This window comes from Pseudoalteromonas sp. Isolate3 (assembly GCF_022398505.1).
Classification (GTDB): Bacteria; Pseudomonadota; Gammaproteobacteria; order Enterobacterales; family Alteromonadaceae; genus Pseudoalteromonas; species Pseudoalteromonas apostichopi.
The window spans coordinates 13,831-34,399 of the sequence record NZ_JAKEVN010000033.1 but is presented as its reverse complement, the minus strand read 5'-3'; the positions used below and the strand labels follow the sequence as shown (position 1 = coordinate 34,399).

The window sequence follows — 20,569 nt, the reverse complement described above, 5'->3', positions numbered from 1 at the left end:
ACACTATACAGGAGGTGAACCTGTCATGGGTATTTAATCTAAATCTAGTTTGTAACACCGTATTTACTGGCTAAAAACTCAACTTAATCATAAATACTGTAAATTGAACCCGAAACACCTTAATCTAAATAAGAATAATTATTGATTGTATTTTTAATTTCTGTAGTATACCCGTCGTTCCTTAAAAGGATAACCAACAAAAAGAACTGGAAATCTACAATGAAATCAATAAAACCAAGTTTACTGGCCCTTGCCATAGCAACACATTTTTCAGCCTCAGCTGACGACGCTAAGCCTAAACAAGATATGGAACGCTTAGTTATTACAGCAACCGGCTTTGAGCAAAAAGTTACTGAAGCACCTGCAAGTATTTCAATTATCACTAATGAAGATATTAAGTCTCACGCCTTCACCTCAGTGCTTGATGCTGTGCAGTATTTAGAAGGTATCGACATTGGCACAACCCGTGATAAAACAGGCCAAGGCAGTGTGAGTATGCGTGGTTTAACAGGCGAGTACACCCTGTTACTTATTGACGGTAAACGCCAAAATAATCATGGCGATATTTACCCAAACAATTTTGGAGGCAACGCGTTTAACCACGTACCGCCTGTCGATGCCATTGAGCGTGTCGAAGTTATCCGCGGCCCTGCATCAACCCTTTATGGTGCTGATGCGCTTGGCGGTGTAATTAATATCATCACTAAAAAGCATACTGATAGCTGGAGCGGTGCTGTTTCATTTAGCCGCTCATTACAACAAAACGATGATTTTGGTGATGACATTACCACTGACTTTAGTGTGATGGGGCCGCTGATCAAAGACGTATTAAGCTTAGGCGTACGCGGTAGTGTATACGAGCAACAGGCATCATCACCGACATTTGAACCAGCTACCGACCCTAATGGCGTTGTTCATGTTCGCTCTTTAGGTTTTGGTAGTGGTGGGCGTACTGTTGATAACACTAATGAGCAGTATGGTATTACCCTAACTTATACCCCGTTTGATTCTCATCATTTACGCTTTGATTATGATAACTCAAGTCAAGTGTACGACAACACACCAAGCTACAACATTGAATCAGGCACCATTACTTACCCACTTGGCACAAAAGATAATATTGAATCTATTTGGCAAGATCGTCGTGGCCAAGTAAACCCGCGCGCAGGCTATGCTGCAGACCAAGAGTTTGATCGTGAATGGTGGTCACTAAGTTACGATGGAGAGCTTAACTGGGCAACGGTGAAGGCCTCTGTTTCATATGTTGATACGCAAAACAATGGCCGTACTTTACCGCTAAGTGTAAGCGAACGATTAGAGCTGCAAGCTATGTACGATGGTACTGGCGAATACGAGGGAATGGACGAGCAAGCACGTAAAGACTTAGCTGAAGAAACTTTCTTACCACGCCCTACTCGCCCGTTAGAAAGCAGCCAATATACGTATGATTTACGCTTTGATATTCCTATCACTGGCAGCTTTGGTAGCCATAACCTTGCAATTGGTGGCCAGCTTATCGATGGTGAGTTAAAAGACGGTGTATTTGGCCTTGAAAGTGACCAAGCAGGTCAAGTGCAAGAGCAAAACATGTACTCGCTATTTGCCGAAGATAACTGGATGGCAACTGACAACTTTACCTTTACATTAGGCGCTCGTTACGATGACCATGATGTATTTGGCAGCCAAGTATCACCACGCGTTTATGGTGTATACAACATATCAGACACTTGGACGATAAAAGGGGGTGTCAGTACGGGTTATAAAACACCTCAAACAACTGACCTTTACGACGGTATCACCGGATTTGGTGGTCAAGGCACAAGCCCATTTGCGGGTAACCCAGATTTAGAACCTGAAACAAGTGTGAACTCAGAAGTTGCACTTTACTGGACTTCGCTTGATGGTGATCACAACATTAATGTGACTTACTACAACACCAAGTTTGAAGACAAAATTGCCCGCGGCGATACTATTCTAAGCTGTGAGCAAACTAATGATGTGCGCCCATGTGTGAACCTTGGTCAGTACGATCAGCTTGGCTACGATAGCTACAGCCAAAAGATCAATATCGACGAAGTAGACTTGCAAGGTGTTGAAATTGCAGGTCAATACACTATCACTAAAACAGTGTCTGTTAACGGTAACTACACGTGGACTGATAGCGAACAAAAGAGCGGTCCTGAAGAAGGTCAACCATTAACTAACTCAGCTGAGCACATGGCAAACCTTACCCTAAACTGGGAAGCGACTGACTTTATGAACCTATACCTACAAGGTGTATATCGTTCAGACCGTTATCGCGGTTGGGATAACGTGCACGACAAAGCACTGTACTACAAAAACTACAACTTACTTAATTTAGGGGCGCAGTTCTATGTAAATGAGTATGTGCAAATCAATGCCCGTGTGAACAACCTATTAGACGAAGATTTCACCTCTTATAGCACGCGCTATACCGACCTAAATGGCGATGGTGAATATGAGTACCTAACAGGTCGTGGTGTAGTTAGCGAAGTAACATTCACAGACGACTACAACGTTAAAGATAAAGGCCGTAACTTCTGGATTGGCGTTACCGCTTACTTCTAAACTCCCTGAAAATAGGCAGCACGTAGTTAGATGCTGTCTATTTTTCCTACTGTCACTAAACTGCCAACTTCACCTACTATGCTTATGATACCTGCGTAAGCTTATTTGTCAGCCTATGAAACATACCCTTACAGCCAGCGGTATCAGTATTAGTTATCAAGATGAAGGCGATAAAAATGCGCCGGTGATCATCTTAATTATTGGCTTAGGTGCTCAATTTACTGTTTGGCCTGAGTCGCTTTACTTTGGCTTGGTCGAAAAAGGCTTTCGGGTTATTCGTTTTGATAATCGCGATGCAGGGCTATCCACATCGTTAGATGAGTTAGGTAAGCCAAGTCTTGTAAAGCACTGGCTTAGCCGCCGATTACCCATTCGTGCAAAGCTGCCCTATTCGCTCGATGATATGGCTCGCGACGTAAAAGAGTTGATGGATGCTCTTAATATCAAAAAAGCACATTTAGTGGGTGCTTCTATGGGTGGTATGATTGCCCAAATTGCCGCAGCAAAATATAAAAAGCGCGTGCTGAGCTTAACCTCTATTATGTCGAGTAGTTCGCCCTTATCGTTTTCGGGTTCAAACATAAACCTACTAGTAAAGCTCGCAAAAATACGCCCCCGAAGCAGTAATAAGGAAGCCGCGATTGATTACAATGTTAGGTTAAACCAACTCATTGGCAGCCCAGCCTACCCACAAGATGAACACGCTTTATACGCCAACGCCGAGCGTTATATAGCGCGTGCCCACACTAATCAAACAGGTTTTAAACGTCAGCTTGCAGCCATTGCCGCAACACCCTATCGCGAGCAACTTTTAAAGAAGATTAAAGCCCCGACGTTAGTGATCCACGGCAGTGCTGATCCTGTCATGCCATTGTCTGCTGGTATCAACACCGCACTGTTAATAAAGCGCAGCAAATTAAGAGTCGTGCCCGGTATGGGCCATGACTTTCCACCCGCTTTAATGAAAAAAATGACTAAATGGATTGCTAAACACGCACATAAAGTCAGTGCCAAAAAAGCCGCTAAAAATAAAGCTCTCAACACTTAAAGTCGCTAATTTTGGCTGTGCTGATGAGCACTTACTCATATAGGGTTTTCTATTATTCATTAATGATAAATTAGAGTCATAAAAAAGCCACTTTGCAGTGGCTTTTCAAAATAGGCTTTAACTAAACACTAAACTGATGCCATGGGCCTGTTATAGCGAGTGTTTTTGAAGGTGAGTAAACATTCACAAACAAAGTGCTTCCATCTGGTGAGAAACAGGCACCTGCCAGCTCGGTTTGCGCAACTAAACGGGCAAAATTATAAACTTGGCCTTGCGGTGTCACACCACGAAGATGATTATCAACCACATCAGTGTATTGGTCTTCACACACAATTAAATGACCATTAGGTGACACAGTAAGGTTATCGCCAAAGTTGTAGAAGGTTTTGCTGGTACTTTCTACAAACAACGAGATTTTACCTGGTTGCTCTGCTTCTTTTGCCGTGCCTTCAAACTCTGATGGCTGATATTTCATAACCTGACCAAGTTGCTTTTTACCGCCATTGGTACAGCAAAAATAAAGCTCTTTATCACCCCAGTGAATACCTTCACCACGGGCAAATAATGCCGCACCTTGTTTGTAACCGCGTAGGCGTAAGTCATCCTTCGGGCTTTCTGGGTTATCTAGATTGACCCACTCAACCTCTAGTTCTTGATGTAGCCCCATGGCTTTGTTATTCCAGTTACGGCTATCAAATTGTGGCTTACCTTTCACCATCATAGCCTGTAATTGCCCGCCTTTGTGTAGCTTGCCATATTCATTTGGAATAAATCGATAAAAGACGCTATCACCTTTGTCTTCGGTTAGATAAACAATACCTGTGCGCGGATCAACAGCAGCCGCTTCATGGTTAAATCGCCCCATGGCTTTTAATGGCTCAGGTTTGATTAAGCCTTTGCTATTTGCGGGTACTTCAAAAATATAACCATGGTCTTGGTTAAATCCATCAGCTTTAGTATCAGTGGTTTCTTCACAGGTAAGCCACGAACCCCATGGCGTGATACCACCAGAGCAGTTACGAATTGTGCCGACCAATGACAGATATTCTTGCTCTTTTTGATGGGTTTTTAAGTTATAAACTATATGACTTGTACCACCCGGTAACGCCACACCGTCACTGTTGGTATCAAAAGCCAAGGGCGTTTTATGGTTGGCAATACTTGCTTCGGCTTTCGCTAAATCTTTTGGTTTTAACTCATGGTTTCGCACTAATGCAACGCGGTCATTACCAAGTGCTAGGCAGCCCATACCATCAGCTTTATCAGGTACCGTAAATCCATCAGACATTTTCTCACCGAGGCTTGAAACGACTTGATAACTAAAGCCCTCTGGTAAATCGAGCAATTTATCTGGATCAGGAATTAACGGGCCAAAGCCGACAGCCGTTGTTTTTAAATCTCCTAACGACACCTTACCTATGGCACTTTTTGATAATCCTAAAAAGGCTATTGTGCCCGCCCCTACTAAAAATTCTCGACGTGAAACCATGTTAACTCCAAGCTAAAAACCAGCTTTATCATACAAATAAAAAAGGCATTATAAAGCAATGAAACGATAAAAAGTTACATTATCACAATATTCACGAAATTGTCATAAAGCTTCTTATACCTGATAGTACCCCGCAGCATTAAAAACAATTGATCTACGCTTGATATAATTGCGAATAATTTATAATCTCATGATGCTTTTATCATACAAGTAAACCGCTTAAACTAAGACTTAATGTATTTCTAAGAAACAACTATGTTACTAAAATCAAAAACATTTATTGCATTCTCATTGGCGCTTTTAAGCTTTAGCCAACACGCCTTTAGCTTGCAGTTTGGCAGTAAAGTCGACAGTGACAAACTCATTAAAATTTCGACGGTTATGGCCACGCCAGACGATTACCTAGCAAGTCCAATTACTGTAGAAGGGACTATCACAGGGGTTTGCGAAAAACGTGGTTGCTGGATGACGCTTGCATCAGACAAACGCTTTGAAAACTTACGTATCAAAGTTGAAGATGGCGACATGGTATTCCCGATGACGGCTAAAGGTAGTAAAGCTATCGTAACCGGTAAGCTCGATAAAATTCAGCTTAGTCTAGGCCGCACTAAAGCGCTACTTGCTCACAAAGCGCAGCAAGCCGGCGAAAGCTTTGATGCAAATTCAGTGACTGAAGCCATTGCTATTTATCAGCTCGTTCCGAGCGGAGTTGAAATCATTGAGTAACAAATCAAGTATCAACTGGTTTAAGTTAAACAGAAACTTACACCGCGATATTGGTTATTTTTGTGTTGGTTTAGTGATTATCTTTGCGGTTTCTGGCATTGCAGTGAACCACAAAGATGATTGGAACCCAAACTACAAAGTAAGCCACCAGCAAATCAGTGTGAGCGATGAAACTTGGCAATTAGATAATGACGAGTTGTTGATTGAGCAAATTATCTCCCATGCTGATGTAAGCGAGCCGGTAAAAGCCTCTTATTGGGTATCGCCGCAAGAGTTTAAGGTGTTTTTAAAAAACGGTAACAACCTCAGCCTTAAACTCAATCAAGATATCATAAACTATGAAGCCATTGAGCCTCGTCATGTATTTCAAGCATTTAACCGCTTACACTTGAACGAAACAAACGCTTCGTGGGTTATTTTTTCTGATATTTTTGCTGGGCTGCTGCTGTTTTTAGCGATCAGCGGCTTGTTTATGATCAAAGGTAAAAATAGCCCATGGGGCAGCCGCTCAGTATTAGTCATCAGCGGTATGCTGCTCCCAGCAGCTTATGTGTTTTTATAACTACAAAAAAAGGCACTAGCGCTTGCTAATGCCTTTTTCTCGAACAGCCGAACCTAGAACCTAAATTCAAAGTTTACATTTGCTGCAGTCTCACTTTCACTACGATCAAACCAATTCATCGATTTATAGACCGCCTCACCTGTAATGGCGAACCAATGTGTGAATGCATACTCAAGAGCAATGCTGACACCGGCATTGTGGCCGTCGTAATCAGCGCTAAAATCAAGGCATTGCTCTGGCGTATCACTACATGCTCGAGTTAACATAGCCCCTTCTTCGCTGGCAAGATAATACATCTGCGTATAATCAACATCGATAGAGCCTTTTTGATAAAAGACACTGCCATATAACAAGGCTTTTGAGCTTAAACGGTAACCTGAAATAAGTGCAATATCATAAGTATCGTGCGACAAATCCCAATCATAGGTATCGTCATCGTAATTACCCGCTAATAGTGGACCATACCCCGAATCTTTACTGCGAATATAGCCAAGGCTAACCGCCATAGAGAGGTTTTTCTCGGCGGCAGACTCTAAAGGGCTGCCATAAAACTGATGCTTAATAGCGTATTTTTCATAATCATGATCGCCGCCAATACCTGCACCTAGGCTAAGCTCCGTCGAATAACCTAAGGTCATACTCATCGAAGTAGTTAACGCGGTACTCGTTGATGTGCTCTCACTGGTATCTTTAGCAATAATCTTGCTTGTATCTGTACCAACGGTTGCACGAAAATGAAAGGGGTCACTGTTGATCTCGGGGCTCTCAAAGCGGGCCATCGATACACCTGTTTCGGTTGTAGATTGACAGCCAGCTAATAAACCTAAAGCTATAAACGCCAAAAGAGGCTTTAACGTTTTCACTTAATTTCCTTATATATTATTATTTTAACGCGAAGATTCTAGACTAAGGCCTGGTAGCTCGCAATAAATTAATAACAAAAAAGGTACAAACTCTATATTAAGCGCGTTCATCCTTGGGTGATTCCATCACGACATGAGTTGTAATGGTTCTTACTTGTGGGATAGAGCCAAGTACATCAGCATGAAACGCTTTATAGGACTTAAGATCTGCTGTTTCAATTCTCAGCAAATATTCAAACGAGCCAGTTACATTGTGGCACTCTTTTACTTCATCAATAAACTCAAGAGCTTGTTCGAATGCTCGCTGAGATATTGTTGAGTGCTCATTTAAACCAACCCCAACATAAGCGATAAATCCTAGGCCAACAGCCTGATTATTAATAACCGCTCGATACCCCGCAATAACCCCAAGCTTTTCTAATTCTTGCACTCTACGAAGGCATGCTGATGGCGATAAACCCACTTTTTCTGCCAGCTCTGCATTGGCAATTCGGCCACTGCGCTTAAGCTCGCGCAATATTCTATCGTTAATTTTGTCTTTTTTCATTCTTGATTGTGAATTTCAAATATCAATAACAATATTAAGCGCAATAATTGTGCATATTACAACTTATAATTGCATCATAATTTAAATGGAGAAATAGTAATGAGTTTTGAAATTTTAACAGCCTTGGCATTATTTGCGTTGGTGTCATCAATTACCCCGGGACCGAATAACTTAATGTTGATGAGCTCAGGTGCTAACTTTGGCTTTAAAAGAACCATGCCACACTTACTTGGCGTGACGTTTGGCTTTATGTTTATGCTGGCTTTGGTGGGCCTTGGCATCATGCAGCTATTTGATTTTTTTCCACCAAGCTATTTGATATTAAAAGTATTTTGCATTACTTACTCTATCTGGCGTTTAAAATAGCCACAAGTAATGCAAAACAAAAAGCCAGTAGTGAAAGTAAGCCGCTTACTTTTATTCAGGCTGCACTATTTCAATGGGTGAACCCAAAAGCGTGGGCAATGGCGTTAAGCGCGGTTAGTTTGTATGCCCCAGACAAAAACCTCACCTCAGTGTTAATAGTAAGCCTTGTATTTGGCTTAATTAACCTGCCATGCGTCAGCTCATGGACTTTACTTGGCGAAAAGCTTCAACATTTGCTTGCCAGCCCAAAGCGCTTGAAAGCATTTAACTACCTAATGGCAATACTATTAATCGCTTCAGTGATGTTTAGTTTGTTTTGATTTGGGCAAGCTTTGCTTGGCTTATTTTTCACATGGCACTAAAAAATCAACATGGTAATGCTCATCATGTCGTACCCAAGATGGTCTAGTCGAAAACTGGATGTGCTTTTTAAATCATCTGCATACTTGGTTTTATAAAGCCCTGCAGGGTTGGGTCAAAGGTCACCCGCCAAAGATCGTAACCTTTTGCTGTTGCCGATGTATGCAGCTCAACAATATGAGCTGCTAAAGCGGTGTAATCAACCTTAAACTGTTCAAACTGGCCTTGTTTATCAAATGCAATGTCGTAGCCAAAACGATTAAACACATGTGTAGGCAAATGAACGGATTGCCCGTTTCAGCATATTTGTATCGTTTATCTGGATGGGATTTCGCAAGCGTTTGGTAGGCATCAACAATGATGTTTTTTACCTGCGAATGAACATACGTACGCCCTGCCAGCTCAGCCACTTTGCTGTAGCTGGTAAAGTTATCACCCTTGCTGGGTAGCTTTACTGCATTACGTACATAGCCATTGGCAGTAACCACATAAACTGTTAGCCATAGCCGACTGAGAGCTAATTAATAAGACTACAACTAAACACGTTTATGCGGCAAAAAATAACGGTCGAAACCAAATTAAAATAAACGCTTAAAGCATACTCTTTAAGGTCGCGTCTTTATCTATGAAATGATGCTTAAGCGCCGCTAAAATATGGATTGAAAGGGCCGCTGATAACAAATAGCCAGATAAAATATGAATTTGCCAGCCAAAATCGCTTAACCAAGCATTAAACGCAACGGCCTGACCCGTTTCATTGTAATTACTAGCAATTAATTGCCACGAAAAAACAGCAATACCAAAACCGCCAAAACCACTATAAAAAGCACCTGACAGTAACATTACAGCTAGCAAGATTAGCAAGCCCCAATGATAAAAATGAAGCCACTTAGTTAAGCTCGATTGTATGGCAGATTGAAACGGCTGATAGAGCCTATAAACTATCCTTAATAACCAGATGATAGCAATGAGCACCGCAATTGATTTATGCCAATGATACAAGCTGTAATCAGTCACCCAGGTCATGTAGTAACCCAACACAAGTACGCTCAGAATTAATATCGCACTTAGCCAGTGCAAAATCTTATGTGTTTTCTGTGTCTTTTTTGTCATGAACTTTATCCTTAAAAACTATATTCATGACTTAATAGTAAAGATTAAGCTTTTGTTTTAAATAAGATTGTGACGAAAGCCATCATTCTGTGACGAATGCACTCGACTCACTTAATACATTTGCTAGAGCAGGCTTAAAAGTTTTGCTAACAGGAATGCTAAACCCTAGTTTCATCTGTAAAGTTGCATTTGCTTTATGAAGATTAAAATCTTCAATGTGGGCTAAGTTTACAAGGTAGCTGCGATGCACTTGCTTGAATTCATAGCAAGGCAAGTGAGCTTGGCTGTTTTTGATGGTATCTCTTTTTAAAAAGCATTCAGATAATGTTTGTATTTCGACATAGTTGCCTGCAGCTTTAATAAATAATATTGATTCTGGAGAAAGTCTCTTAACAACCCCTTTGTGGTTTATTTCAATATACTTAGGTGGACCTTTCTCTGGCTTATCTTGCTTCGCTTGTGGCAAAAACGACATGCTGCATAATCGCCACAACGCCAAAACTAAGCAACACGCTATTAAGTACTTTGGTAAAAGCTGGATAAATGACGCTGCAATTGCATAACCATAAAAAGAGTAATCAATAAAAATACGTAAGATCACCAATGAACAAATAGCAACTGTGCACGCGATAATAAAAACAAATAAGTTATTACGGACTCTGCCTTTTAAATCAACAAAAGCCACCAATGCAATATTTAAAGCACATAAAGCCCCCCACTCTTTGAACCAAAAAATCTGTGAGTCCATAAACTGATATTGGCCTCCTGCAGTTAAATGGCGCCAAAAAAAGCAATATGCATTAAATAAAATAAAAAAAGCCCCCCATAAAAAAGCCGCTTTTTGCCAAAGTTTTGTTAATTGCTGCCAGTATTTATAAATAATCATAGCCACTCCATTTGAATCATAAAAGATAGCAAAAATAAGTACTTCCTTATAAAGGCTTTTTAATTATATGTTAAAGCTTGTTAGTTCATACAATAGCTCTCTGGTAAATTCTAGCTAGGCCACTATAATTAGTTCGAGCTTATAATAAAATTGCAATATGTAGTGCTATGTCTTTAAAAGTATTATTAAATTTTAAATTAAACTGGGTGTTTTTGTGCGCCTGTTTTTGGCTTTTTGCTCTGCCAATTCAGGCCAAATATGTGGTGGCTGTTGTGGGTAAAACCAAGAACGATAGCTTTTATCAGCAAGCCTTTCGTGGTTGTGAGCAATTTGCAAAACAACATCTCGATTTTGAATGTATTTACGACGGCCCTAAAGACTTTCAAGATATTCGCACCCAAGTGTTAGTGATCACCGACCTCATTCGTAGAAACAATATTAGTGGTTTATTAATCGCAACCACAGACTCTAATTATCTTGTTGCAAGAGCTCTTAAACAGCTTAAAGATAACAACATCCCTGTAATTACCTTTGACTCTGATCTGCTCGAAGAAGATCAGCAATATCGTTTAGCCTATGTAGGTACTAATAATTTTGATTATGGTGTTGCGTTAGGCAACGAATTAAAAAAATTTACTAACAAAACAACCAACCAAGTGTGTATTCAGTCAGGGCATTCAACGACACCTAATTTAAACAAGCGTATTGAAGGTGTGCGCTATGCATTATCAGGGCAAAAAGATAAACGTTTAAGTGGTGAAAATGGCTGGAGTGAGTTTGATCGCTGCCCTTTGTATAGCTTAGGCAAGCGAGAGGTATCCCTCGGCCAGCTCGACAAACTTCTTAACCTCGAAAATCCACCACTATTTTTAGCTGTAGCAGGTTTTGCCCAATTTAACCCTAACTATGCAAACGTTATTGCTAAACATAAACAGCGCATTGCCAATAAAGACGTGGTGATTGTTTCTGCCGATACAGAGCAAATGCAATTAGACGTATTACAGCAAGGATTATCATCGGCTAACATTGGTCAAAACCCATTTGAAATGGGCCGTCTGTCTGCTGAATTGATGTATCAGTACCTAACTAAAGGTGAGCGACCCGCTAAGTCTCACTATTATTTAGACTTTCATTATTGCCAGCAAAGTAATGCTGGTACTTGCACCGTTAATCACTAAAACTTTGATCTCACTAAAGTGCAATTAACTAGATAAGGACTAGACTTACAACAACTTGATTAATTGAAAGGATTTAGCAATGACACACCTAGTTAGTGATTTGATGACGCCAGACCCGTTTGCTATTAGTGCACAAAATACCCTGCATGACGCTCATAACCTAATGAAAGAGAAGAATGTCCGTCATATCCCAGTGATTAACGAGCACGGTGGTTTAGTTGGCATGTTAACGCAAAAAATCATGATTGCTCAGGTAATGAATATCATGGCTAATTACAGCGCCAGCGCCCTTGAACGAAAAGAAAAACAAACCAAAGTAGTTGATATCATGGCTACCGATTTTACCAGTATCTCGCCAGAGCAACCGTTGCATGACGTCGCTAAGTTCTTTGTCGAAAATCGCCACGGCTGCATGCCTGTAGTTGATAAAGATAACAACTTAGTGGGAATTCTAACCTCATCTGACTTTGTTCGCTTAGCAGCAGCATTACTCTCTTAAGCCGTTAAATTTAAACTTATATCTGCACACTGAATTTTTTACATTCGGTGTGCAGAGTTTTCATACTCCACCTTAGCCATAGCTACTGCGACAAAACACAAAAAAAATCTAACCAAATAAATTCAACAACTTAACCACAAATCTCTTTTAGGCATAACGTTTGCTTCTATCTAACTAAACGTGCTTTTAAAACTAAAAGCGAAAGGAAATTAATAGATAATCTCGGAGGAGTAATGAGTAATTCATCATCAAAAGTCGCAGAATTTACAGCACCGGGTGTTAAAGACCAAGCTGCAGCTGACACAATTGCTATTTTAGACCAGCGTATGGTCGCTTTAATCGATTTACACCTCACTTTAAAACACATTCACTGGAATGTTGTTGGACCTAATTTTATTGGTGTACACGAAATGCTCGACCCGCAAGTAAGCGCAGTCCAAGAGATGACTGATACGATTGCAGAGCGTATTGCAACTATGGGTGGCGTACCTGTTGGCACACCACAATCAATTGTAGATCGCCGTACATGGGAAGACTATTCAATTGGTAAAGGTTTAGTGACCGACCATCTATCTTCACTTGATAAAGTGTACAACGGCGTCAATAAAGACCACCGTGCAGCTATCGAAAAGCTTGGTGAGCTAGACCCAGTTTCTGAAGATATGATCACCGGCCAACTGGCCGATTTAGAACAATTCCAATGGTTTGTTCGTGCGCACATTGAATCGTCTACCGGCGAATTGAAAGGCTAAACCCCCTAGGTCTATCCGAAGACCCCTTGCCCAGCATTTGCTGGGCTTTTTTTGCTTTGCTACAACCAACCTTTATGTTTAAAGAACAAATATGGTGCAAAGCCAGACAGCAACATAATGCCAATCGCAAACGGGTAACCCCATGCCCATTGCAACTCAGGCATGCTGTTAAAATTCATCCCATAGATACTTGCGACGACGGTCGGCGGTAGAAACACCACAGAAGCAATTGAAAAGGTTTTGATAATTTGGTTTTGTTCGATGTTTATAAAACCCTGAGTCGAGTCCATTAAGAAGTTCACTTTATCAAACAAGAAGGTACAGTGAGACATAAGGGTATCAATATCGAGCACAATTTCACGCAGTGATTCGCGGTCTTCTGTTGGTGCTCCTAAGTAGCGCAGTAAAAACGAGATATTCCGACGCGTATCCATCAAACATAAGCGCACCTTGCCGTTGTTATCTTCAAGACGAGAAATTCGGCTAACGGCTTCTTCTAAATCTGAGTCGTCTTCTTCAAGTACATAAGCACTGAGTTTTTCTAATTGATGGTGCATGTCTTCAAGCATATCTGCGTGGTTTTCGACTTTTTGGTCAAACAAAGTTACTAAAAGTTGCTTGGGATTATCACACGCCACTTGCCCTTTTCGAGCACGAAGTCGTAATAAACGAAAATCGGCTAATTCATCATCACGGATTGTCAGCAAACAGTTGTCTTGTAACAAACAAGCCACTGTCACCGTATTAAAGCGCCCTTCATTTGGTGACATAAAAAGCGCATGCACATGCAAGCCTTCATGGTCGATAAAACACCGGGAAGACGCCTCGATTTCTTCAACATCATCAGCACCGGGTAAGGTAATATTGAGGGTGCCTGCCAGTGCTTGTCGTTCTTCTTCTGTTGGATTTATGGTATCAATCCAGTGGGCATTTTTAATAGAAGTGACAAGAGGTGTATCAGCAGCTGGTTCGGTTTCTGTAATTACACCTTGGTCTATAGAAAAAAATCGTAACATGCGCCCTATCCTGATAAATCAATTTAAAGCAAATACTATAGCTGTTCACGTTAATGAACAATGACAATGCTACTAATTCCCGGGTAAAGCAGAAAAATAATTTAAACTTAACATCAATTACTTATTTCGCTTTTTTGAAACGCACAATAATCATACCTATCAAGATGATACCAAGGCCTATTAAGCAAGGTACAAAAGCGCTTTGCAGGGTAATATCAAAGGCTAAAAAGTCAGGGGACCCCGTTTGCCAAAGCGTCCATTCATAACCAAGTTTTGATGCAATATGTTCACCGCCGCTGCTAAGTACGATGATTGCATCATTGTTATCGGGGTTAATGCGAAGCGTGCTATTTATTGCCGGCTCATTTGCACCATCGTGGCCAAACACAAAATCTCCCGACGCTGTTGGTGCGTAAAGCATGGTACCAAGCCCCCAGATTGGTGCTCCTAAGCTAAATCCTAATGGCTCTCGCATGGTGGTGATCATTTGCGGGCTTAACTGCCCTGTTTGAGGTGATGTTAATGCTTGCACTAAAGCGATTAAGTCATGGCTACTTGCCAGTAAACCTGTGGCCGCTGCCGATGCGTATTGAAAATGCCCAGCAGCTTGCCCGCTTTTATCGTACGCAGGTGCTATGTTGTCTAACTCAGTGAGTACATCATAACTGGCATCAGTCATGTTGACTGGCTTAAAGACATTATCATTCATCCAAGTTGCAAAGCGTTGATTCGTCTTTTCTTCTACCAGTAGCTCTAGCATCAGATAGCCGCCACCAGAGTATTGAAAATCGCCCGGTGGTTTCGTGGCTTTAATTTCTCGCACACCCGTTGATGAAAGCGGGTTATCAAGCGACTCAAGTAAACTTGGTACCGTTTCACTTAGAGGAATATCAGCAAACCCCAAACCATCACTAAGCCCAGCAGTATGAGATAACAGATGAGTAAGGCTGACCTTTTGATTATCAAACTCTGAATCAGGTAATTGCCAAGCTGTTAGTTGTTCATGTATAGCTTTAGCTAGGTCAACTTTCTGCTGCTCTGCCAAAATCATCACGCCATAAGCAGTAATAAACTTGCTAAGTGATGCCACAGGGAACAACGTATTTGCAGTTATTTCATCTTTGCTTTTCGAGTAATCTTGAAAAATCACTTCGCCACTTTCAATCAAAACATAAGCTATGTTCGCTTGGTTTTCAGAAATCAACGCCTGGCTGTTGGCAATAAATTGCTCAGTGTTACCAGTCTCAGCAATTGGCTTTAAAAACCAACCACTGACACCACCATACAAACAGGTCGCAGCCCAAGCAGATGACAAAAATAGCGTTAACAAAATCGTTTTAAACCAGTTCATACCCTACTCCTTGCTGTGCAAACCGAACTAAACTACTTCGATCTGTTCAGGTTTTTTGATAAAGAAAACCATTAAAATTAATAAAGCTGCAGGGAATAAAAATAAATTCAAATAAGCAAAAATCACCGTTAACTGTAGGATACATATTAGTAGCAGTAGAATAGAAAACACCGTAAGTAGTGATGAAATACCATGGCGCTTTGTCAGTAATAAAGCCGCTGTGATTAAACCAACTAACGCATACAAGCCTAAACTCCCAGCCGATACCACCATGGCAATAACCAAAATACTATCAATCACGTCGTTCGATGCTTTATCGCCGACAACAGCAAGGTAAACATCACAAAGAACGGTAGCATGAAAAGCCAATACCAGCACCGCTAATACACATAACAAGATGCGAACGCCTTCTACATCAAACATATCTTTAAGAGCCTTGCGTAAGCTCAAGTACACATATATCTCAAGTGCACCTATGAATACAAAAATAAGGTCTGAAAAGCTTAAACTTTGTAGGTCGAGCTTAAGTGCTTCTCCTAAGCCATCAAGTGTTTCACCAAAAACTGAAATCCAGTACAAGGGAAATATGACAGCAAGTAACCCCGCTGCAATGCCTGGTATTAAATAGTCACGGTTGAACATATGCCCTCCAAAATCCTGTTGCGTTGTTAAGTTATTCGCTACCACGTTCGTACACCAAAATATCGCCCGGTTGGCAATTGAGCTCTTCACAAATAGCCTCTAGCGTACTAAAGCGGATCGCTTTCACTTTTCCGTTTTTAAGTAATGATAAATTGGTCATAGAAATACCTATGCGCTGCGATAGCTCCTTCAGCTGCATTTTGTTCTTTGCCAATTCTATATCTAGGTTGATTCGTATTTTCATAGTCTAAAAAGTACGCAGCTGGTTTATGATTGTCAAACTTTATTTTACGATTATCATAAAATAAAGAATGAAAAACATAATCACCATATGTGGAATTAAATCTGTTGTTTGAATTTCAGATATAAAAAAAGCCAGTAAATACTGACTCTTATACCGATTCGCTTTGTTTATAATTTAGGCATTAGCCTGAATGGCAGGTATTAATATTGCCGATAGAATACCCAATAAAAATATGCCACCAATGATCAATACGCCCCAAAATGACCATTGTTTTTGAACTCGTTGAAAATGCTCAACACTATCCCAACGTTTATTCTGCCAAGCCATTTCTCGGCCTTTAAAGCCCAAATAAATCGACACAATAAAACCAACATAAGGCACTAAGGCTAATAAACCAATCCATGTGCTGTTGCCAATTGCCCAAATCCAACTTAGCAAAAAAGCGCCCCAACTAAAGCCTTTAATACCCTCGGGTAAATTGTCTACCTTTCCCTGCCCTGAGTTATTTTCAGATACCATTTCAAGACTTGCTTCGGGTGGAGTGTAATTATCTGCCATGAGTTTTTCCTTATTAATAAGCAAACAGAAATCCTAACTTATAGTATTGAGTGTATTTTAAGCAAGCTGAAAGTTAGCACCTAAAACAGATAATTGTTACCTGATGTGTTTTGTAACATTTATCTCGTTTCCTTTTAATTTCAAATCGCCTAATCTGGGCACATATCTGCAAGGAGAGAACAATGAAAGACTTACAAAAGTTAGTGGGTAATTTAAATAAATCAGGTGCGCTGAGTGGTTTTTTAGGGGGTGTTGCTGGCGGCGGGCTAACTAGTTTAATGGGCGGAAAAAGTAAAAAGAACAGTAAAAAAGCCGTTAAATATGGTGCGCTAGCTGCTGTAGGTGGGCTTGCCTGGAAAGCCTATAAACAATATTCAGAACAAAAAGCGGCTCCTGTGCATCAAACGAGCTCGCGTGGTTTTGATTTTACTCCAGCCACACTGCCTGAGCAGTCATTTAGTGATGCAATCGACGATAATCATAGTGATGGGCAACTATTATTAATGCGCGCTATGATTGCAGCCGCCTATGCTGATGGCCACATTGATGAAACAGAAAGACAAAAAATCTTCACACAAGTTGAGACAATGCAATTGTCTGTGCAAGAAAAGGCCATGCTGTTCGATGAATTGAGAAAACCAATGCAACTATCCGAGTTAGTTGACGCTGTGCCAAACGCACAAATGGGTATTGAAGTATATGCAGCCAGTGCCAGTGCGATTGATTTAAACCAAGCAATTTCTAAACACTACTTAGACACATTGGCAAGTCAGTTATGTATTCCTAGCGAACTGGTGTTAAGTATTCACAGAGAACTTGCCCTATACCAATAAAAATGGGGCATCTTCGCCCCACTTTAACTAGTGCCTCAGTAATGATTAATGAGGTTTTTTAGTGCCATAACGCACCATATCTTTGCCATTTTCATACACATCATTGCTTACGTAACGACCCAGTAGTAGCTGATGTCTATCATCAAGTACTGCAACAAATGGGCGACCATCGCTATTATTTGTTGCAAGCGCAACACCAGCTACATTCTCAAGCCCTAAACCGCCATTTTCAACTAGGCGTAAAAATGTTTCTAACTCATCTAATGTTTCGATTACATCGTTATCGTTAATCATCTCAAATACTCAGTGATTGCTAATGGGCGTAGCATAGCAGGATTAAAAAAATGGTGCGAATAACAGCCCATAAAGCAACTTAGACTTGGACTAAAAATTGACACAACGGCATACAATTGAAGATACTTCCACTATCGACAGAGACAGTAAAGTTTAATGAGTAACCATTTAACGCTCGAATTAATGACCCCACAGGGCTATCTTGCCGATAGCATACAAGCTATTTGGTATGCCTCAGCGCACTCTCAAGGTGAACAATGGCTTGCCTGCGACGGTGCAACAGGGCTTGTGTTTCCTGTTACCGGTGAGGTTTTACTGGATGACAAGCCGCTTGCTGCCCCTTATGCAATACAAGAAACATCAACTCAAGCATCCAAAGTCACATTTTCATACGACGCGCAGTTTTGCGGAATTCGCTTTAACCCAACCGTATTGTCTGAACTTAAGCGAAACGCACATCCACTCCTTGCTGAGCAATCGCTGTGTGAAATTGCCGAAGGCCTACAAGATAATGCCAGCTTAGAAGCGTTTGTTGCGTTTATTAGCCGCCACTTTACTGATAATAAAAATATTAACCACAGTAACAGGCACTCAAAACACTTAATCCGCTACCTTATTGAGTTAACGCCACTCGAAACCGCTTATCAACTTGCCCCACTCAGTCAACGCCAGCTCGAAAGGCAAGTAAAGGAGCAATGCGGTGTCACCCCTAAGTATTTTGAGCGTATATACCGGGTAAAGCTTGCTAAACAAGCAATTAAAGTTAACCCTGAAATGAGTTTTGCAGATATTGCATTAGATTGTGGCTTTACCGATCAGCCTCATTTAATCAAAGAATTCAAAGCAATAATGCACATCACGCCAGCAAAATACCGCAAGTTATTAAAAGACTCTCAAACTAAACAAACAAAGCTTATTTTGCGCTAATCATCTTCAAAACGCAGAATATCACCTGGCTGACAACTTAAGTGCTTACAAATTGCATCTAAGGTTGTAAAGCGTACAGCTTTAGCTCGCCCAGCCCTCAGAACTGATAAGTTTTGTGGCGTAATACCTATCGCTTCAGCTAATTCTGCAGACTTCATTTTTCGCTTAGCTAACACAACATCTAAATCAATAATAATCGCCATTAAATCACTAACTCTTGCTCTTCTTGTAGCTGCTGTGCTTGACCCATGATCCAACCAATAACATAAATAATTAAACCCATCACTAAACCTATAATATCAGTATCTTGTATAACCACGACTCTTCCCAAATCAGTATCTGTTGCAAAGTTTAGAAGAGTAATAAGTAGTGGTGGATAGCATACAACTAGCGCAAATTGCGCCAATAATACGCCACCTAACCATTTAAAACATTGAATATTTTCAATAGCGAAGAAAGACCCACGTCGGTAGAGCAAAAATAACCGAATCAAAATTATATTGATAAGAATAAATGGCAGCAATTGCACAAGACCAAGCCATAAAACACTATCAAAATCACTCTCACTCAATGTTTGCGCTATTCCCTGCCAAGATCCGCTGACTTCAAGACCAATCCACATATGCGCACCATTACTTTGAGTAAAGCTTAAAACATCATTGTCACTAAAAAGCACAATAATGCTTGTAACTAACAAACTAAGGAGCGTAAAAACTAGCAAGCTTAGGATCAGCGTACTCATCCAAACAATTTTTTTCATGACGATTTACTCAATGTTATTTGTTTTAAAAGTTGCTCATAATGAGTCGCTAATTGCTTACCTGTTAACGCATCTGAATGATGCTTCCCCTTTGCGATGTAAATCTGCTTTTGCTGAGATTTTGCGTGTTGATATAAAGCTCTCGCTAACTCAGGTGGAGTTTGTGTGTCTTTTTCACCTGTGATTATTAATAGCGGTGCTTGGTAAACTTGTAACGCTTTTAAATTATCGACTTGGTTAATCTCTTCACTAAACTCAAGGCTAACAAACGGTTTAGCAAACCACGGAATTCGTGCTGCTGTCATCTGTTCAACATTTGTCACACTACCTTCGAGTACCAGAGCATCAACATTGCGCTGACTGGCAACATAACCTGCGATCATACTTCCTAAAGAATGACCATGGATCACAACAGGCAAGTGATTTAAGTCAGCTCTGCCTTTTACATAATCAAACACCTGTAATGCATCAGCTTGTAGATTAGCCACGCTGGGTACTCCTGAACTAAGCCCATAACCACGATGATCCATCATTAAAATATTTACCTGAAAAGGTAAAATTAGCTTGGCAGGTTCTCCACCAGCGACACTAACGCGAAACTGGTTACCACCAAAGTAAATTACAGTGGCGCGAGCATCTGCAACTTTAATAAGGGTACCTTTAAGGCTGATGCCATCATCGGTAGTTAAAGTTACCTTTTGCGTTATGGCAGTACCATCAACACTTTGTATTTCCTGCATTGTTATTTTTTTATCGGGGTATAAAAAATGAGACTCCTCAATTTTAATTGTTGTACAACCAGTTAATAACATCACAATCAGCGAAACCACTGCAATAGAACCAAATTTCATGTTCACGATCCTTCTAGTAAAAAAACACTATGGCACTATCAAAGTTAAAAAACAAACATCAATTACCGAAAAACGATAATTAATTACTCTTTTTCACATATCAAAAGCCTTCCCT

Annotated in this window: 26 protein-coding genes; 11 read left to right on the top strand and 15 right to left on the bottom strand. The window is 40.6% G+C overall.

Going from position 1 to position 20,569, the window contains the following annotated elements; translation table 11 throughout:
* Positions 1–219 precede the first annotated feature (219 nt).
* Together L1D46_RS08935 and L1D46_RS08930 are read left to right on the top strand one after the other, a co-directional pair.
* The gene (locus tag L1D46_RS08935; protein ID WP_239977412.1) at positions 220–2,589 is read left to right on the top strand and encodes a TonB-dependent receptor; all 2,370 of its coding nucleotides are present in this window, start codon (positions 220–222) and stop codon (positions 2,587–2,589) included.
* A 115-nt stretch (positions 2,590–2,704) separates the two neighbouring features.
* Positions 2,705–3,637, top strand: a complete 933-nt coding sequence (locus tag L1D46_RS08930; RefSeq protein ID WP_239977410.1) for an alpha/beta hydrolase — start codon at positions 2,705–2,707, stop codon at positions 3,635–3,637.
* A gap of 121 nt (positions 3,638–3,758) precedes the next feature.
* Here the strand turns inward: L1D46_RS08930 and L1D46_RS08925 are convergent, their stop codons facing one another.
* A complete protein-coding gene (locus L1D46_RS08925; RefSeq protein ID WP_239977408.1) occupies positions 3,759–5,126 on the bottom strand; it encodes an alkaline phosphatase PhoX in 1,368 nt (455 codons plus the stop codon).
* 255 nt (positions 5,127–5,381) lie between these two features.
* Between L1D46_RS08925 and L1D46_RS08920 the strand changes: the two genes are divergently transcribed.
* Both L1D46_RS08920 and L1D46_RS08915 read left to right on the top strand, forming a co-directional pair.
* Complete coding sequence (locus L1D46_RS08920; RefSeq protein WP_239977406.1) at positions 5,382–5,852, top strand: DUF4920 domain-containing protein; 471 nt, start codon at positions 5,382–5,384, stop codon at positions 5,850–5,852.
* Positions 5,845–6,414, top strand: coding sequence for a PepSY-associated TM helix domain-containing protein (locus L1D46_RS08915; protein WP_239977405.1), 570 nt, complete (start codon positions 5,845–5,847; stop codon positions 6,412–6,414). Before L1D46_RS08920 ends, L1D46_RS08915 begins: the two co-directional genes overlap by 8 nt.
* 53 nt (positions 6,415–6,467) lie before the next feature.
* Here L1D46_RS08915 and L1D46_RS08910 read toward each other — a convergent pair whose 3' ends face one another.
* Together L1D46_RS08910 and L1D46_RS08905 are read right to left on the bottom strand one after the other, a co-directional pair.
* Complete coding sequence (locus tag L1D46_RS08910) at positions 6,468–7,277, bottom strand: hypothetical protein (RefSeq protein WP_239977403.1); 810 nt, start codon at positions 7,275–7,277, stop codon at positions 6,468–6,470.
* Between the two features lie 97 nt (positions 7,278–7,374).
* A complete protein-coding gene (locus L1D46_RS08905; RefSeq protein ID WP_239977401.1) occupies positions 7,375–7,824 on the bottom strand; it encodes an Lrp/AsnC family transcriptional regulator in 450 nt (149 codons plus the stop codon).
* Positions 7,825–7,923: 99 nt separating this feature from the next.
* Here L1D46_RS08905 and L1D46_RS20965 point away from each other — a divergent pair, with 99 nt between their 5' ends.
* Positions 7,924–8,190 carry a LysE family transporter gene (locus tag L1D46_RS20965; RefSeq protein ID WP_345779677.1) on the top strand — a complete coding sequence of 89 codons (267 nt, stop codon included), beginning with the start codon at positions 7,924–7,926 and terminating at the stop codon, positions 8,188–8,190.
* Positions 8,157–8,510 (top strand): LysE family transporter, encoded by a 354-nt coding sequence (locus L1D46_RS20960; protein ID WP_345779676.1) that lies wholly within the window; start codon positions 8,157–8,159, stop codon positions 8,508–8,510. The genes L1D46_RS20965 and L1D46_RS20960 overlap by 34 nt, the downstream gene beginning before the upstream one ends.
* Before the next feature lie 109 nt (positions 8,511–8,619).
* Here the strand turns inward: L1D46_RS20960 and L1D46_RS08895 are convergent, their stop codons facing one another.
* From L1D46_RS08895 to L1D46_RS08885, 3 genes are all read right to left on the bottom strand, one after another.
* Positions 8,620–8,817 carry a hypothetical protein gene (locus tag L1D46_RS08895; RefSeq protein WP_239977399.1) on the bottom strand — a complete coding sequence of 66 codons (198 nt, stop codon included), beginning with the start codon at positions 8,815–8,817 and terminating at the stop codon, positions 8,620–8,622.
* 324 nt (positions 8,818–9,141) lie between these two features.
* The gene (locus L1D46_RS08890; RefSeq protein ID WP_239977397.1) at positions 9,142–9,663 is read right to left on the bottom strand and encodes a cytochrome b/b6 domain-containing protein; all 522 of its coding nucleotides are present in this window, start codon (positions 9,661–9,663) and stop codon (positions 9,142–9,144) included.
* A gap of 82 nt (positions 9,664–9,745) precedes the next feature.
* Positions 9,746–10,549, bottom strand: a complete 804-nt coding sequence (locus L1D46_RS08885) for a LytTR family DNA-binding domain-containing protein (protein ID WP_239977395.1) — start codon at positions 10,547–10,549, stop codon at positions 9,746–9,748.
* Positions 10,550–10,716: 167 nt separating this feature from the next.
* On the opposite strand from L1D46_RS08885, the gene L1D46_RS08880 reads away from it, so the two are divergent.
* From L1D46_RS08880 to dps, 3 genes are all read left to right on the top strand, one after another.
* On the top strand, positions 10,717–11,727 hold the full coding sequence (locus L1D46_RS08880) for a substrate-binding domain-containing protein (protein ID WP_167658051.1): 1,011 nt from the start codon (positions 10,717–10,719) through the stop codon (positions 11,725–11,727).
* 79 nt (positions 11,728–11,806) lie between these two features.
* Complete coding sequence (locus tag L1D46_RS08875; RefSeq protein WP_130050904.1) at positions 11,807–12,226, top strand: CBS domain-containing protein; 420 nt, start codon at positions 11,807–11,809, stop codon at positions 12,224–12,226.
* A gap of 233 nt (positions 12,227–12,459) precedes the next feature.
* Positions 12,460–12,978, top strand: a complete 519-nt coding sequence (gene dps, locus L1D46_RS08870) for a DNA starvation/stationary phase protection protein Dps (RefSeq protein WP_130050903.1) — start codon at positions 12,460–12,462, stop codon at positions 12,976–12,978.
* 59 nt (positions 12,979–13,037) lie between these two features.
* On the opposite strand, the gene corA is transcribed toward dps, so the two are convergent.
* The 5 genes from corA to L1D46_RS08845 form a co-directional block, all read right to left on the bottom strand.
* Positions 13,038–13,994 (bottom strand): magnesium/cobalt transporter CorA, encoded by a 957-nt coding sequence (gene corA, locus L1D46_RS08865; RefSeq protein ID WP_130050902.1) that lies wholly within the window; start codon positions 13,992–13,994, stop codon positions 13,038–13,040.
* A gap of 121 nt (positions 13,995–14,115) precedes the next feature.
* On the bottom strand, positions 14,116–15,345 hold the full coding sequence (locus tag L1D46_RS08860; RefSeq protein ID WP_239977393.1) for a serine hydrolase domain-containing protein: 1,230 nt from the start codon (positions 15,343–15,345) through the stop codon (positions 14,116–14,118).
* A gap of 27 nt (positions 15,346–15,372) precedes the next feature.
* The gene (locus L1D46_RS08855) at positions 15,373–15,987 is read right to left on the bottom strand and encodes a hypothetical protein (RefSeq protein ID WP_130050900.1); all 615 of its coding nucleotides are present in this window, start codon (positions 15,985–15,987) and stop codon (positions 15,373–15,375) included.
* Positions 15,988–16,018: 31 nt separating this feature from the next.
* Positions 16,019–16,231, bottom strand: coding sequence for a helix-turn-helix transcriptional regulator (locus L1D46_RS08850; protein WP_239977391.1), 213 nt, complete (start codon positions 16,229–16,231; stop codon positions 16,019–16,021).
* 174 nt (positions 16,232–16,405) lie between these two features.
* Positions 16,406–16,789: a hypothetical protein gene (locus L1D46_RS08845; protein WP_167658053.1), complete on the bottom strand. Its 384-nt coding sequence runs from the start codon at positions 16,787–16,789 to the stop codon at positions 16,406–16,408.
* Positions 16,790–16,971: 182 nt separating this feature from the next.
* Between L1D46_RS08845 and L1D46_RS08840 the strand changes: the two genes are divergently transcribed.
* Positions 16,972–17,622, top strand: coding sequence for a tellurite resistance TerB family protein (locus L1D46_RS08840; protein ID WP_239977389.1), 651 nt, complete (start codon positions 16,972–16,974; stop codon positions 17,620–17,622).
* Between the two features lie 45 nt (positions 17,623–17,667).
* Here the strand turns inward: L1D46_RS08840 and L1D46_RS08835 are convergent, their stop codons facing one another.
* Positions 17,668–17,916 carry a hypothetical protein gene (locus tag L1D46_RS08835; RefSeq protein ID WP_130050896.1) on the bottom strand — a complete coding sequence of 83 codons (249 nt, stop codon included), beginning with the start codon at positions 17,914–17,916 and terminating at the stop codon, positions 17,668–17,670.
* A gap of 156 nt (positions 17,917–18,072) precedes the next feature.
* Here L1D46_RS08835 and L1D46_RS08830 point away from each other — a divergent pair, with 156 nt between their 5' ends.
* Positions 18,073–18,843, top strand: a complete 771-nt coding sequence (locus tag L1D46_RS08830; RefSeq protein WP_178927276.1) for an AraC family transcriptional regulator — start codon at positions 18,073–18,075, stop codon at positions 18,841–18,843.
* On the opposite strand, the gene L1D46_RS08825 is transcribed toward L1D46_RS08830, so the two are convergent.
* From L1D46_RS08825 to L1D46_RS08815, 3 genes are read right to left on the bottom strand one after another with little or no spacing between them, the layout of a single operon-like run.
* Positions 18,840–19,046, bottom strand: a complete 207-nt coding sequence (locus L1D46_RS08825; RefSeq protein ID WP_130050894.1) for a helix-turn-helix transcriptional regulator — start codon at positions 19,044–19,046, stop codon at positions 18,840–18,842. The two genes, L1D46_RS08830 and L1D46_RS08825, sit on opposite strands and share 4 nt — an antisense overlap.
* The gene (locus L1D46_RS08820) at positions 19,046–19,603 is read right to left on the bottom strand and encodes a DUF2975 domain-containing protein (RefSeq protein WP_130050893.1); all 558 of its coding nucleotides are present in this window, start codon (positions 19,601–19,603) and stop codon (positions 19,046–19,048) included. Before L1D46_RS08820 ends, L1D46_RS08825 begins: the two co-directional genes overlap by 1 nt.
* Complete coding sequence (locus L1D46_RS08815; protein WP_130050892.1) at positions 19,600–20,454, bottom strand: alpha/beta fold hydrolase; 855 nt, start codon at positions 20,452–20,454, stop codon at positions 19,600–19,602. Before L1D46_RS08815 ends, L1D46_RS08820 begins: the two co-directional genes overlap by 4 nt.
* Between the last annotated feature and the right edge of the window lie 115 nt (positions 20,455–20,569).